Annotated in this window: 13 protein-coding genes; 4 read left to right on the forward strand and 9 right to left on the reverse strand. The window is 64.6% G+C overall.

Features of this window, described 5'->3' with window-relative positions; translation table 11 throughout:
* Positions 1–271 precede the first annotated feature (271 nt).
* The 4 genes from BKY27_RS18825 (at position 272) to BKY27_RS18840 (ending at position 6,182) form a co-directional block, all read left to right on the forward strand.
* Complete coding sequence (locus tag BKY27_RS18825) at positions 272–3,037, forward strand: AAA family ATPase (RefSeq protein ID WP_199559134.1); 2,766 nt, start codon at positions 272–274, stop codon at positions 3,035–3,037.
* The gene (locus BKY27_RS18830; RefSeq protein WP_071676007.1) at positions 3,034–4,338 is read left to right on the forward strand and encodes an McrC family protein; all 1,305 of its coding nucleotides are present in this window, start codon (positions 3,034–3,036) and stop codon (positions 4,336–4,338) included. Before BKY27_RS18825 ends, BKY27_RS18830 begins: the two co-directional genes overlap by 4 nt.
* A 243-nt stretch (positions 4,339–4,581) precedes the next feature.
* The gene (locus BKY27_RS18835) at positions 4,582–4,950 is read left to right on the forward strand and encodes a helix-turn-helix domain-containing protein (protein WP_071676008.1); all 369 of its coding nucleotides are present in this window, start codon (positions 4,582–4,584) and stop codon (positions 4,948–4,950) included.
* Complete coding sequence (locus tag BKY27_RS18840; RefSeq protein ID WP_071676009.1) at positions 4,950–6,182, forward strand: type II toxin-antitoxin system HipA family toxin; 1,233 nt, start codon at positions 4,950–4,952, stop codon at positions 6,180–6,182. Before BKY27_RS18835 ends, BKY27_RS18840 begins: the two co-directional genes overlap by 1 nt.
* Before the next feature lie 168 nt (positions 6,183–6,350).
* Here the strand turns inward: BKY27_RS18840 and BKY27_RS18845 are convergent, their stop codons facing one another.
* From BKY27_RS18845 to BKY27_RS18885, 9 genes are read right to left on the reverse strand one after another with little or no spacing between them, the layout of a single operon-like run.
* Positions 6,351–6,563: a DUF2274 domain-containing protein gene (locus BKY27_RS18845; RefSeq protein WP_071676010.1), complete on the reverse strand. Its 213-nt coding sequence runs from the start codon at positions 6,561–6,563 to the stop codon at positions 6,351–6,353.
* A 1-nt stretch (position 6,564) separates the two neighbouring features.
* Complete coding sequence (locus BKY27_RS18850; RefSeq protein WP_071676011.1) at positions 6,565–7,701, reverse strand: TrbI/VirB10 family protein; 1,137 nt, start codon at positions 7,699–7,701, stop codon at positions 6,565–6,567.
* A complete protein-coding gene (trbG, locus tag BKY27_RS18855) occupies positions 7,698–8,672 on the reverse strand; it encodes a P-type conjugative transfer protein TrbG (protein WP_071676012.1) in 975 nt (324 codons plus the stop codon). The genes BKY27_RS18850 and trbG overlap by 4 nt, the downstream gene beginning before the upstream one ends.
* Entirely contained in the window at positions 8,669–9,358 is a 690-nt protein-coding gene (trbF, locus tag BKY27_RS18860; RefSeq protein ID WP_071676013.1) for a conjugal transfer protein TrbF, read from the reverse strand. The genes trbG and trbF overlap by 4 nt, the downstream gene beginning before the upstream one ends.
* Positions 9,355–10,704 (reverse strand): P-type conjugative transfer protein TrbL, encoded by a 1,350-nt coding sequence (trbL, locus tag BKY27_RS18865; RefSeq protein ID WP_071676014.1) that lies wholly within the window; start codon positions 10,702–10,704, stop codon positions 9,355–9,357. Before trbL ends, trbF begins: the two co-directional genes overlap by 4 nt.
* A 3-nt stretch (positions 10,705–10,707) precedes the next feature.
* Positions 10,708–10,974: a putative entry exclusion protein TrbK-alt gene (gene trbK-alt / locus BKY27_RS18870; protein ID WP_071676015.1), complete on the reverse strand. Its 267-nt coding sequence runs from the start codon at positions 10,972–10,974 to the stop codon at positions 10,708–10,710.
* Between the two features lie 14 nt (positions 10,975–10,988).
* Positions 10,989–11,777 (reverse strand): P-type conjugative transfer protein TrbJ, encoded by a 789-nt coding sequence (trbJ, locus tag BKY27_RS18875; RefSeq protein ID WP_071676016.1) that lies wholly within the window; start codon positions 11,775–11,777, stop codon positions 10,989–10,991.
* Complete coding sequence (gene trbE, locus BKY27_RS18880; RefSeq protein WP_071676017.1) at positions 11,774–14,269, reverse strand: conjugal transfer protein TrbE; 2,496 nt, start codon at positions 14,267–14,269, stop codon at positions 11,774–11,776. Before trbE ends, trbJ begins: the two co-directional genes overlap by 4 nt.
* Before the next feature lie 10 nt (positions 14,270–14,279).
* Positions 14,280–14,573 carry a VirB3 family type IV secretion system protein gene (locus BKY27_RS18885; protein WP_071676018.1) on the reverse strand — a complete coding sequence of 98 codons (294 nt, stop codon included), beginning with the start codon at positions 14,571–14,573 and terminating at the stop codon, positions 14,280–14,282.
* Positions 14,574–14,624 lie beyond the last annotated feature (51 nt).

Here is a 14,624-nt window from a genome sequence, read left to right on the forward strand (position 1 = left end):
TTGTCCGACATCAGGTCTCGTGCCAAGCTGGTCTCCATAACAGATACCAGCTTGAATCACGCCTGCGAGCCGATGGGAATCCCTTTTGTCAATACGACCTAATCAGCCCCATACGGTGCCGCCAACTCAGGTTACATCTGTCTGAAATACAGTCTATAATTCCGATATCCGAAGCTCAAGACGCGATCCCAACTGATTACGATCGCAGGCGGTATCTCGAAGCATAGCCCCGTTGAAGACTGCAGTCAGATGAACAACGAAGGACAGTAATTTGAGGGACGAGAATGAATTCAAGGCGTGGCTGGAAGAAAAAGGTCAGTCAGCCCAGACGGTTTCCTCTCGGATCAGCAGTGCGAAACGGGTAGAGCAGTACCTTGGTGATCTCGATGAAATTTTTTCAACTCAGACGAAAGAAAAGGTTCTCGAGCAGTTCGCATATAGCACTGAAGATGAACGTGAAGGACGACCAAACCCTTCACCAGTACCAATAAACGGTGTCTTGAGAACTGGGCTGGCCAGCATTCGGCAAGCCCTCGAACTCTATCACAGCTTTCTGGCAACCCGTCGCAACATGCCAGACAAATCGGCCCATCAGTCTTTGGTTGATCGACTGTCGCGCAAGGAGATTGAAGGCGCAATGGAAGAGTGCCGCTCGCTGGGAGAAAGTGCATTTCTGGCAAACAGCGGATTTACCAGGATAAAGACTAGGTTTGCAGATCGAAGCAATGGCCTCACATATCCGGCCAAGGCTATCGTCGTTGTCGCATTGAAGTATTTGCCTGAAAGAATTGTTCTGAACGCGAAAGAATTCTTCAACGGATTTGGCGAGGCGCAAGCCTTCTCGAAGCTCGAGGAACTCGGCTACGAAATCGTGCGGCCTACGGAAACGCAAGACAAGGACACGTTGACACGCGAGGCGATCGAAGCAGCCATGGATGCTTTCGATTTGCGCGAAACGGCCGAGTTTGAGACCGTGTTTTCTGCTTTCAAGGAACCAACGAAATACTGGGTCAGGTCGACAAAGCCTCGAGAGGACAGAAAGTACCCGACAAAACCAATCGTCGGATTTTTAAGTCAGAAGACCTCAAGCACGTTGAACGGTGGCTGGAGCCAACCTTCTGATGCGGCGGCAAAACTGCACGAGGCGGGATATGTCATCGTTGACAAGAATGACCTTCCGCTGCCGCTGCCGGAAGAATACTCGCACCTGATGCGCGGTGCCGACAGGGCCCGTTTCGTGGCCCTCAACTACTTCATCGAACCGGCGCGGGAAGCTGGACAGTCAAGCGTCGCCATTCGCGCAGGTGAACTTCACGATCTATGCGGGCTCGAGAAAAACTGGGCGAACGTCTGTCAGGCCTTGGAAGGCGAAAAATTTCAGTCGCTGGCCAAGGTGCCTGCTCCCAGAATTGAGGGACCCGCGAGAAGTACCACGACAATGTTCACCTTCGAGCTCAGACCGAAAGGCTTCACAAAAGGCGAAGACATGCCGCATTCAGCAAAAACAGACGCAGAAAATTTGATCCTGTTCGGCCCGCCTGGCACCGGGAAGACCTATCGTACGGCGGCCGAAGCCGTAAGGCTATGTGGGGAGGAAATGCCGGAGGACCGCGACGATCTCATGGCCGTCTACCAAGGCCTGCTGGCCGCGGGACGGATCGAATTCGTCACCTTCCACCAATCCATGGCCTATGAAGAGTTCGTCGAGGGCCGACAGCCGATGACCGGCGCGGATGATAGCGAGGACACATCCTCGGGCGGTTTCCGGCTGGAGACGGTGCCCGGCATTTTCAGGCGTATCGCGAAACGCGCGGAGACCAGCCGTGGGCATGCATCCGACGAGGAAACGATACGTGTTGAAGGCCGCCAGGTCTTCAAGATGTCGATCGGCGAGGCGAACAACCCTGAAGACGCGCATCTCTTCGAGGAGGCTATCAAGGGCGGCTACGCCCTCCTTGGCTTCGAGGACATCGACTGGTCAGACGACAAGTTCGCGAACCGCGAAGCCATCATCGAAGCCTGCAAGGCGCAGGGCCACCACAACGCCAATGTGGATGCGCGATCCGGTATGGTGCAGATGCCGTTCATTTTCCGGAACTGGGTCCGAGACGGTGACATCGTCATCGTGTCGAAAGGCAATGGCCTGTTTCGGGCAATCGGTGTGTTTACAGGTGGCTACGAGTTTGCACCTCGCCCGGAAGGCGACTATGCCCATCGGCGGGCCGTCCGCTGGCTCTGGATCGACCGCGAAGGCGTACCAGTCGGCGAGATCTACTCGCGAAAATTCTCCCAGAAGTCGATTTACGCGCTCTATGATGCCGAGCTCAACGTGCCGGCTCTGGAACGCTACATGAACAGCCAGCAGAACGAGGGGCCATCCGAACCCGAACCTTTCGTTCTGATCATCGACGAGATCAACCGCGCCAATATCTCAAAGGTTTTCGGCGAGCTGATTACGCTCTTGGAATCGGACAAGCGGCTCGGTCAGCCGAACCAGCTGAAGGTGCGCCTTCCCTATTCCGGTGACGAGTTTGGTGTTCCATCGAATCTGCACATCGTTGGCACCATGAACACGGCTGACCGCTCCATCGCCCTGCTCGATACGGCGCTGCGGCGACGGTTCACATTCCGCGAAATTGTGCCCGATCCGATTGTTCTGAAGGACACTGCCGCCCGCACGGGCATCGATCTGCCGGTCCTTCTGGCAATCATCAATGAACGGATCGAGTACCTCTATGACCGTGACCACAGGATCGGTCATGCCTATTTCACCGGCTGCGACTCTCGAGCGGATGTGGACGAGGTCATGCGGCACAAGGTGATCCCCCTGCTCGCCGAGTACTTCTTCGAAGACTGGGGCAAGATCGCCGCGGTGCTGGGCGATCTGGATACTCATGACGGGCCGATCAAGGGGGGCTTTCTGAACAGGTCTGTCCTGAAGGCGCCGCCGGGGCTCGACAATGGCGAGGCGATGCCGCGCTTCCGGTGGGACGTTCGCGAAGACAGCTTCGATTACGCGCGGCTGCTCGGTTCATGATTCGCCGCACGCTCCGCGAATGGCAGCGCATCGGCTACGGCGATGACGACAGGACCATCCCGCCCGCCGAGGCTGATCGGATTGCCGCCGTTGCGGCGCGCTCGAGCTTCGCAGGGCGTGGCGGCGAAGGTGTTCTTGAACATGGCCGCAAAGGGTTGCGGGCGCGCGGCGTGGTCGGCGTGATTGCCGCGCCTGACTGTCAGTTGGAGATCCTCCCGAAGATCGAGGGCCTGGGAGAATACGAGACTACGGACGAAGCCCTTCGCCGCCGCCTGATCCACATGCTGGCGGTGGTTCACGATCTGCGGATTGATGCAGGATCGTTGGCCCAGCTCGGATGGCAGAAGGACACCATTCTGGAATTGTTGATCCGGCTGTTTTGTGCGCGCCTCATGGAAGCGGTGCGCATGGGACTGCCGCGCCGGTATGTGGAGCACGCAGACGACCTCCCTGCCCTGCGCGGCAGGCTGGATGTCACCCGGCAGTTTTCACGCCATGCAGTGGCACCGCAAAAGCTGGCCTGTCGCTATGATGACTTGTCCTCTGACATTGCGCTCAACCAGGTGATGCGCGCCGCCGTGACCCGTTTGCAGCGTGTGGCTCAGGCCCCTGACAATCAGCGTATCCTGCGCGAGTTGGGCTTCGCCTATGCGGACGTGACCGAGGTTCCCGTCCCTGCGCTTCGATGGGACCACATCATACTGGATCGGACCAATCAGCGGTGGCGCGAGCTTCTTTCCTTCGCGCGGCTCCTGCTTGGGGATCGACATCAGCAGACCAGTGCCGGGGCTACAGATGGTCATGCGCTCTTGTTCGAGATGAATGCCTTGTTCGAGCAATACGTCGCCAGACTGGTCACCCGTGCTCTGGCCGGAAGCGGTTACCGTGTCGCAGCGCAAGGCGGGCACCGTGACTGCCTGTTCGAAGCGGGTACGGGGCGGTTTCGGACCAAGCCGGACCTCATCATCCGGCAGGGGGATCGAACCGTCCTCGTCATCGACACCAAATGGAAACGGATGGCGCCGCGCATCGACGACCCGAAGCAGGGTGTCAGCCAGGCCGATGTGTATCAATTGATGGCCTATAGCCAGCTCTACCGCTGCCCGGAGGTCATGCTGCTCTATCCACACCATGGTGATCTGCCGCCGGAGCCGATTTCGACCCGCTACGCGATCGGCAGCGACGGCGCCGAAGAGACCCTCCAAGTTGCGACTCTGGATGTCACAGGCCCTGCACATGCGCATATCGAAGCCCTGAAACGCCTGTTGGCGCGAACCTTGCCTGCCGCGGTCGCAGCCTGAGCGCGTCTCAGGCAAGGTACACGCACGGCAGGGACGTCTGGTGCGACCTGCCCGACCCACCGCTGATGATCAGCAAGGTCACAAGACCCTGCACATTAACTCGGACAAAAGTCCACTCTGAGAGTTTTACATCGGATTATATTCCGCCTTGCGGTGCATTTTATTGACTTCCCATGTAAAACCGCCTAACACGGACAAAAGTACGGATATAGCAGCACAAGGCGGAGTTTTCTCCGGTCAAACATGTCTTCATACCAAGTTCAGACCGCCCTGAAACGACTTGGCCATGACATCCGTGTGGCCAGGAAGAAGCGGCGCATGTCCGTCGCAGATTTCTGTGAGCGCCTGGGTGTGACCGACAAGACGCTTGCCAAACTCGAGATGGGCGATGGCGGTGTGCGGCTCGAGACAATGGCCATGGCTCTCATGGTCCTTGGCGAGCTCCACCGGCTCGGCGAAATTCTGGATCCGGCGAAAGACGATACCGGCCTGGTCCTCGATCAAGCCCGCCTGCCAGAGCGGATCGTCAATCGCCGCAAGCCGGCCTCCGGCAGATCGGCCATCACGCAAGAGAGATCGGATGAGATCGATGACGAAGGGAGCGCTTTCTGATGGCCGTGGCGCGTGTCGCTCTCGGGGAAGGGCTGGTTCCGGTCGGCCGTCTGATCTTTGAGACGGATGGGCGGCGCGCGCATTCCACTTTCCTCTATGATCAGGACTGGCTCGATAACCCGCGCGGCTTCGACCTCTGCCCGCAAATGCCGCGGGTGAACACGCCCTATCACGCCAGCTCCGGCGGGCGCGACAGCCGGAAGCGTGATGTTATCGCCGGGCCCTTTGCGGATACGTCCCCAGACAGCTGGGGCCGCAAATTGATGCGTCGGGTTCTGGGCGAAGCGGCAACCGAGTTCGACTTCCTGACCGCATGCGACGATACCGCCCGCCAAGGCGCACTACGCCTTTTGCAGGAAAACGGTGAGCCATTCCCGCGGATCGGAAAAGCCGTCCCGCGCCTGGCTGATATCGAGGACCTGCTCAAGATCGCACAAAGGTTCGAACAAGACCCGGCAGGCGCGGAGCAAGATGCGCTGGATCTCGTTGGTGCCGCCGGTACGCCGGGCGGGGCGCGACCGAAAGCCAATGTGAGGGATGGGGACCGGCTCTGGCTCGCCAAGTTCACCTCCATCAACGACACATGGCCGGTGGAACGTCTCGAGGTGGCGACGATGAAGCTGGCCGGGCGTCTTGGTCTGCGTACGCCGGAATGTCGGCTTGAGCTGCCTGGCAGCGCGCACCCGATCGGACTCTTCAGCCGTTTTGATCGCCGAGGCGGCGGCCGGGTCCCCTATATCTCCGCGCGCACCGCCCTGGGCAAGGTTGGACATGCGAGCGGCTTTTACACGGATATTGCGGATATCATCCGCAGCATTTCGGCCCGGCCCGGCGATGATCTGGGGGAAATCTGGCGCCGCATGGTGTTTGGGATCCTTGTCACCAACACGGATGACCACCTGAAGAACCACGGGTTCATCTATGCGGGTCAGAACCTGTGGCGTCTTTCGCCGCTCTTCGACGTCAATCCGCAGCCCCGGCGACACGCCCAGATGGAAACCGGGATCAGCCGCGTCCATGGGCATGAGCCGGACATTTCTGCCGCAATCGACGCAGCTGAGTTTTTCGATATCAGTGCGCCGGAAGCCCGGGCCTTGGCGCGGGATATGGCACAAAGCATCGGTAACACGTGGCGGGACGAGCTGCGCCACCAGGGGCTTGCCGGCGCTGGGTTGAACGCCTGCGCTCCGGCCTTCGAACATGAACGGATGGATGCGGCACTCGGGCTTTAGTTGGTAGGTTTTCTTGAGTCTCCTCGGATACCTTGGCGTCAAAGCCGTTTGTAGGATATGCGCGCCTGTCAGTCGCACGAGGACAACCCAAGAAGGCCATAAGCCTCTACTAAAGCAAATTTGCATTTCCTTTAATTGCGACCAAAGCAATCAACGGCCCTGGCCTCCTCAGCGCCGCGCCTTCGCGAAGCCGCGATCCGTTGCGATGAAGCGCTCGAGCATGGGGACCACCAGCTTCTTGGGTTCAATTGGCCCCTGCCCGGCCTGTTGGCCGAGGATTTCCCCATAGGCGATCAAGTCCCGATGCAGCTCTTCTGGCAGGTCCAAGGTGAGTTTCACAGGCTTGTCGTCCGGGATCGGCCCGAGTTTCAGCTTGGTCATGTCAGCCTCCGGGTGGCGCGAAGACGAGATCGCGCGTGACGATCACGCGGACGGGGAAGCCCGGACGGATGGTGAGGGTCGGCGGGACCTCCAGCTGGCGTTGAACGATGCGCTGTCCGGCCTCGTTGATCGTGTCGAGGGCCCCGTCCCGGAGCGCGCGGGCGAGGCGGTCTTCCTCGTCGAGGGAAAGCTCCGCGCCCACGGCCAGCAAGGTCGAAAGCCCCGCGGCGCGCAGGATGCTGGCCCAGTGATTGTCGACGCGGTCTTCGAGACCGGCAAAACCCGCGGCATCCCCCCCGGGCTGGCGTTCGAGCACAAGAGATCGCCCATCGGGGAAGATCAGCCGGGTCCAGACGAGCAGCACGCGGCGCTGGCCGACGGTGACGCTGTCGTCATAGGCGCCGATCAGGCGGGTGCCTTGCGGGATCAGGAGCAGGCTGCCGGTGGGGCTGTCATAGACGTTCTGGGTGACCTGCGCAGCGATCTGGCCAGGCAGGTCGGAGCGGATACCGGTGATCAGCGCGGCCGGGATGACGGAGCCGGCCTGCAGGAGGTATGGGGACGCTGGCGGCTGCAAGCGGTCGGGGGCGACCGTCCGACGGTCGGTCGGACCGGTCAGGAAGGCCTGGCGTGGATCGGTTTCTGGGGTGGCCGCCATCCCGCCCCCGGGTGCTGCAGGCGGTATCTGGAACCCCGGAGACGTCGGTGTCCCGGACCGCGTCTGGAAGAAGAGGTCACTGACCCGAGCGGCCTCCAATTCGGCGAGCCGTTGCTGTTCCGCTGGGTCCATGGTCGGGGGCGCGAGGCTTGGAGCCGCGATGGGCTGGCCACGTTGCTGCGCGTCGAGGATGCCGCCGCCAAGGTCGCCCGGCAGGGGCGGTCCGAGCCGCGGGATCGCGTCATAACTACCGGGCAGATCGCGGAGACCATCGGCGGGCTGGCGGCGATCGGTTGTGATCAGCTCTTCCGGCGCCGCAGACCTGTCCGGGCGCTGCAAGCCAAAGATTAGTGCGGCACCAATCCCGAGGCCCGCAACGACGCCAAGTCCGACGATTACCTTGCGCGAAATCCGCGTGACGCGCGGCGGATCGGCACGCAAACTCATCGCGGCGGCGGTATCGGTTGAAGTCTCGCTCATGTCCCCCGCTCCGCTTCCTGCCGCACCACGGTCGCGTCGGTTTGGGGTTCGATCCGCAGGATGCGGACCACCTCCTGCCGTGGACCGCGCCCAAGGCGCAGCTCGGCCGCGCCGAAAAGGCGATCGACGATCAGCACATTTCCGTGGATGCGGGAATTGACGATCTCCAGCTCCCCATCGGCGCCAAGTACGAAAAGCGGCGGCATCTCGCCCTGGGCGATGCCGCGCGGGAAGACGACATAGACCCGGCGTCCGTCATCGAAGACCGAGACCGGCCGCCAGGGCGGGCTGTCGCCCTGCAGTCCGTAGCGGTGGTTGCGTGCATGCGCGGGCGGGATGCGCGGCGTCGCGGGCGCGACGCGTGGGGCGTCGGGCGCGCGCGGATAGGCCCAGGAAATGGCGGGCATCCAGGTTTCTTCGCTGGCGTTGAGCTCGATCAGGTAGGTCCGCCGGTCGGTCGAGATCACGAGGTTCGTGCGGATGTCGGGCCGGGTGGGTTTCACGAGGACGAGGACGCGGGTGTCGCGACCCGCGCCGCTTTCGGTGTCGCCGATAATCCAGCGCGCGGTGTCGCCTGCCGCGATCGGGCCGGTGCCCGCCAGACGTTCGCCAGATTCGAGCGCGATGGTCGTGATCTGGCCCGGGGCGGCGTAGACCTGATAGAGCGCGCCTTCCGACCAGGGATAGATCTGGATCGCGTTGAAATACCCGGCCTGGCGCGGATCGACGCGGGCGGCGGCATTGGCATTGCCGACCTGGGCGACGGGAGTGGCGGCCGCCTCCCCGCCCCGGCTCGGTGTCCAAGCGGGCGGGACATGGAGCGGGCGCGGACGGTCATCGGGTGCTGTCACGGGGGGTGACGGCAAGGGTGGAACCGCGTCGTCATAGGCGAATGCGGGCGGACGGTCACTGGCGCAGCCTGCCAGAAGCAGGGTGGCAACGAGAGTGGCGGGCAGGATCGGTCGGGTCATTGGCTCATCTCCCGCGACCAGCTGATCGCGTTCACATAGATTCCGAGGGGATTGGCGCGCAGGCGGTCCGCCGTGCGTGGCGGGTCGATCACGATGGTCAGGATGGCGGTCCAGCGTTCGGTCCGGGCCAGTTGGCCGTTCTCATAGTGCCGCTCGGACCAGGCGACCCGGAAACTGTCGGGCGAGGCGCGGATGACGCTCGAGACCTCGACCGAGACCTGGTCCTCGCCCACGCGCGTAAAGGGATCATTGGCGCGGGCATGGTCGTTCAGCGCCAGTGCCCCGCGGTCGGTTGTGAACTCATAGGCGCGAAGCCAGTTCTGTCGGACCACGATGGGATCGGCGGGCAGGCCCCGGACTTCCTCGATGAACCGGGCGAGATGCCAGGCGATCTGCGGATCGCTGGGTCGATACCCGGCACTCGCCGCCTCGACGGCGCGCGCCTCGCCATGCCGGTCGATTTCGACGACATAGGGCACGACGGTGCCGCGCGCCGATTGCCAGACCAGCGCCGTCGCGAAACCGCCCGCGAGGATCAGGCAGCCGATGGCCATGAGGCGCCAGTTCTTCGCCTGCACCCGGGCGGAACCGATACGCTCGTCCCAGACCTGGGCGGCCTTCTGGTAGGGGGTCTCTGGGGTTGGGGTCTTGCCGTAATGCGCGGCGGCGCGTTTGAAGAGGCTCATGGGCGGTCGCTTTCAGAGAGAGGGACGGAGGCGCCGGAGCCAGGACTGTCCCCGGCCCGCAGCGCGTGGGTGGCGGCGGAGACGCCCTGACTCATGGCCTGGCTGCGGTGCATGGAGCGCGCCCAGGCCGGTGGGCTGCCCGCGGGGGCGGCCATGGCAGCCGACGCACCTGCAACGCTGCCCATGGATGAGGTGCCGCCCGTGGCGGCGAAGCCCGAGCGAGCACCTGCGGCATGGCTCGCCTTGAGGGCCCCCGAGGCCGCGGCGGCGGCCCGGCGCAGGGGCGAAAGCGCGGCCGCGCCCCCTGCCCGCGCCAAGCCGCCGAGACCGGAGGTAACACCGGCGGCGCCGCTCTGGCCCATCGATCCGAGGCTATAGGCGGTGGAGGCAGCACCCGTGGCGGCAGCAGCGCCGCGCGTGGCGGTTGCCCCGCCCGAGGCGAGCGCCCCGGCCCCGCGGGCGCCGAGCATGGCCCCGCCACCCGCCGCGACGGTGGCGCCTCCCACGGCGAGCCCGGTCCCGACGGCGGCCCCTGCGCCCAGTTGTGGCCCGCCGGAGACGAGGCCTGTGGCGATGCCGGGGCCGAAGATGCCGAGACCGAGGAGCGAGAGCGCCGCCAGGACGATCGCCATGGCCTCGTCGATCGTGGGTGTCACGCCGCCGAAGCCGGCGGTGAACTGGCCGAAGAGCGTCGAGCCGATGCCAATGATCACCGCCAGAACCAGCACCTTGATGCCGGAGGAGACGACATTGCCGAGGACCCGCTCGGCCATGAAGGCGGTCTTCCCGAAAAGACCGAAGGGGATCAGCACGAAGCCCGCGAGGGTGGTCAGCTTGAACTCGATCAGCGTCACGAAAAGCTGCACGGCCAGCAGGAAGAAGGCCAGAAGCACCAGCGCCCAGGCGAAGAGCAGGCAGGCGATCTGGATGAAGTTCTCGAAGAAGGCGACGAAGCCCATGAGATCGGCGGTGGATTCCAGAAGCGGCCGCCCGGCATCGAGCCCGGTCTGCGCCACCCGTCCGGGACGAAGGAGGTCGGCGGGCGAAAACCCGGTGCCGGAAGCCAGCAGCCCCAGCCCGGCGAAACTGTCGAAGACAATTGCGGCGAGGCTGTTCCAGTTGGAAATGAGCCAGGCGAAGACACCGACGAAAAGGGTCTTTTTCACGAGGCGGGCGATGATGTCGTCATCCGCGCCCCAGGCCCAGAAGAGGGCCGCCAGCGTCACGTCGATCACGATCAGCGTGCTGGCGATGAAGGCCACCTCGCCGCCCAGCAGCCCGAAGCCGCTGTCGATGTAAGAGGTGAAGACCCCGAGAAAGGTGTCGATGACGCCGGTGCCGCCCATGGCTCACTCGCCCCCGGTCCGGTCGCGCCCGAGGAAGCGGTCGCGGGTCTCGGCCCAGACGGCGAGGCAGTTGGGATCGGAGGCCGCGGCCTCGCCCAGCTCCTGGCAGCGCAGTTGTTCGGCCCGCAGCGGGTCGACCTCCTGCATGAGGGGAGTCGCCGGACGCGTCGCCTGCCCCGCCTCGTCCCGGCCCATCTCCACCACCGCCGCGGTGATCGCGATGGCGACGAAGACGATGGCCGCGATGCGCGCGAGGACCGATCCCTCCATGGGCCTGTCTCCCTTCAGTTGTTGAACATCCGGGCATTGCCGGGCTGATAGCCCGCGCCCGGGGTGAGGAAGCGCTCGCGCTGGACCCGGCCCTGTTCGGCCGCGGCGGACCGTTCGGCCTCGACCAGCGCAGTCGCACGGCCATTGGCGGCCACGACCGCGATCAGGTCGGCGATCTGTTGTGACTGCAGCGCCAGAAGCTGGTTGCCCGCCTGGGTCGCCTGCAGGGCGCCGACGGCGGACTGGCTTTCGCCGACAAGGGCGGAAAGCTCGGCGCGCTGGCCGTCGAGATTGCCGACGACGCCGGCCTGCACGCGCAGGGCGTCCTGCAGCCCGCCGACGGTGTTTTCCCAGCGGGAGCGCGCATCGGCCAGAAGCTGCGCCTCGGGCGCGGCCATGGGGATGTTGGCGTAGTCCTGCTGGAAGACCTGGTCGATCTGGGCGACATCGAAGGCGATGTTCTGGGCCTCGGACAGAAGCTGCCGGGTCCGATCGACATTCTGCTGCAGGGCCTGCAGCGAAGAATACGGCAGGCTCGCGAGGTTGCGCGCCTGGTTCATCAGCATCTGCGCCTCGTTCTGCAGCTGGGTGATCTGGTTGTTGATCTGCTCGAGCGCGCGGGCGGCGGAGAGGATGTTCTCGGCGTGATTGCGCGGGTCATAGACGATGCGCCCGCCCCCGCCGAAGAGGAAGGCCTGGGCGGGCGTCGCGAAGATCGGCGAAAGACCGATGGGGGCTGCGAGCGCCAGGGCTAGCGCGGAGGCGCTGGCGAGACGGGACAGGCGATGGGCGGCTTGGGTCATGGGGTGGTCTCCTTTGCGGGTTCGGGGGCTTGGGGGATCGGTGCGTCCGGTGCCTCGGGCTCCGGCGCAAGATTGGTGAGGCCCGGGATCAGCTCGGCAGCCCAGCCGACCCCGCGGGCTTGGAGCCAGGCGGCGAGGAAGCCGTCGCGGCCATGTTCGGCAAGGATATCCGAGATCAGCGCCTGGTCGGACTTGGCGGAGGCGGCGCAAAGCGCGAGGCCCACCTCGGAGAGGCCCAGTTCGAAAAGCCGGTTCCCGCGCCGCGACTGGCAATAGTAGTCGCGCTTGGGCGTGGCCCGGGCGAGGATCTCGATCTGCCGGTCATTGAGGCCGAAACGGCGGTAGATCGCGGTGATCTGCGGCTCGATGGCGCGTTCATTGGGGAGAAGCAGCCGGGTCGGGCAGCTTTCGATGATCGCGGGCGCGATGGCGGAGGCGTCGATATCCGAGAGCGACTGGGTGGCGAAGATCACCGAGGCGTTCTTCTTACGCAGGGTCTTCAGCCATTCGCGGAGCTGGCCCGCGAAGCCCTCATCATCGAGCGCGAGCCAACCCTCGTCGATGATCAGCAGCGTCGGCCGCCCGTCGAGCCGGTCGCCGATGCGGTGGAAAAGAGAGGAGAGGACCGCGGGTGCCGCGGCGGTGCCGACCAGCCCCTCGATCTCGAAGGCCTGGACAGAGGCCGCGCCAAGCTCTTCCATCTCGGCATCGAGCAGCCGCCCATGCGCCCCGCCGAGGCAATAGGGGCGCAGGGCCTGTTTCAGGTCGGTGGATTGCAGCAGGACGGCGAAACCGGTGATCGTGCGCTCGCCCACCGGGGCCGAGGCCAGCGAGGTCAGGGCGGACCAGAGATGCTCCTTCACCTCCGGCGTGATCGCGATGCCTTCGCGGGCGAGGATCGCACCGATCCAGCCCGCGGCCCAGCTCCGTTCGGCAGGATCGCCGATGCGGGCGAGCGGCTGGAGGGAGACTGTTGTCTCGTCACCCTCCGTCAGCTCGCCGCCAAGATCATGCCAGTCGCCGCCCATGGCGAGCGTGGCGGCGCGGATCGATCCCCCGAAATCGAAGGCAAAGACCTGGGCGCCCGGATAGCGGCGGAACTGCAGCGCCATGAGCGCGAGCAGCACGGATTTGCCGGCCCCGGTGGGACCGACGACCAGTGTATGGCCGACATCGCCGACATGGAGCGACAGACGGAAGGGCGTCGCGCCCTCGGTCTTGCCGTAGAGCAGCGGCGGGCCGTCGAAATGCGCATCCCGCTCCTCCCCCGCCCAGACGGCGGGGAGCGGGATCATATGGGCCAGATTGAGTGTCGAGATCGGCGGCTGGCGGACATTGGCGTAAGCCTGCCCCGGCAGCGAGCCGAGCCAAGCATCGACGGCGTTGACCGTCTCGACCATGGCGGTGAAGTCCCGGCCCTGCAGCACCTTCTCGATCAGGCGGAGTTTCTCGTCGGCGCGACGCGGGTCCTCGTCCCAGGCAATGAGGGTCGCCGTGACATAGGCCTCGCCCGCGATATCGGCACCGAGTTCCTGCAGCGCCATGTCCGCATCCGCGGCCTTGTTGGCGGCGTCGGTGTCGACCAGCGCCGATTGCTCGTTGGTCATCACCTCCTTCAGGATCGCGGCGATGGATTTGCGCTTGGCGAACCATTGGCGGCGAATGCGCGCGACCATCCGCGCGGCCTCCACCTTGTCCATCAGGATCGCGCGGGTCGCCCAGCGATAGGGAAAGGCCAGCCGGTTGAGATCATCGAGGATCCCGGGTGTGGTGGCGGTCGGGAAGCCCGAGAGGGTCAGGACACGCAGATGGGCGTTCCCCAGCCGCGGCTCGAGCCCACCGGTCAGAGGCTGGTCGGCGAGAAGCGCGTCGAGATAGGCCGGGGTTTCCGGCACGCGGACGCGATGGGCCTGCGTCGAGATCGTGGAATGCATGTAGGTCAGCGTTTCGCTGTCATCCATCCAGCGGCATTCGGGCATGATGCCGTCGAAGAGCGCCAGCACGCGGTCGGTGCGGTCGATGAAGCTGCGCAGCACCTCGCCCGCATCGATACCGGTCTTGTCGCGGCCTTCGTAGAGCCAGGTCTCGGCCCGCGCGGCTTCTTCGGCGGGCGGCAGGTAGAGGAAGGTCAGAAAATACTCGGACTGGAAATGTGCCCCCTGCTCGGCAAAGCCTGCGCGACGCTCGGCATCGACAAGCGCCGAGGCCGGATCGGGAAAGCGGCTGTCGGGATAATCGGCAGCGGCCACGCGCTGCGCCTCCACGCAGATCGCCCAACCGGATCCCAAGCGGCGAAAAGCGTTGTTGATGCGCCCTGCCACGGCCACGAGTTCCGCAGCAACCGCGCTGTCGAGATCGGGACCGCGGAACCGGGCCGAGCGCTGCAGGCTGCCATCCTTGTTCAGCACCACGCCGGGCGCCACCAGCGCCGCCCAGGGCAGGTAATCCGCCAGCCGCGTTCCTTTCCGGCGATATTCCGTGAGGTTCATCATCAGCGCGCGCTCACACTTCGAGATGACCGGGAAGACGCAAGTGCCGACGCCCGACCTCGACGAAGAGCGGATCGCGCCGCGCGGCCCAGACCGCCACCAGGTGGCCCAGAAGGCCGATGACGATCCCGGCGACCCAGAGCTGCAGCCCGAGCCCGATGGCTCCGGCCAGCGTGCCGTTCAGGATCGCGACGGCCCGCGGTGCACCGGCCAGCAGGATCGGCTCGGTGAGCGCCCGGTGCACCGGGACGGTGAAGCCCGGCACGTCCGCCAACTGTTCAAAGGCTGGCCATTCGCTACCGCTCATGGCGTTCCTCCCTCGCGGCTTTCCACTGGAAAGCCGCGTTCCCCTGCGGTG

Source organism: Nioella nitratireducens (assembly GCF_001879715.1).
Classification (GTDB): Bacteria; Pseudomonadota; Alphaproteobacteria; order Rhodobacterales; family Rhodobacteraceae; genus Nioella; species Nioella nitratireducens.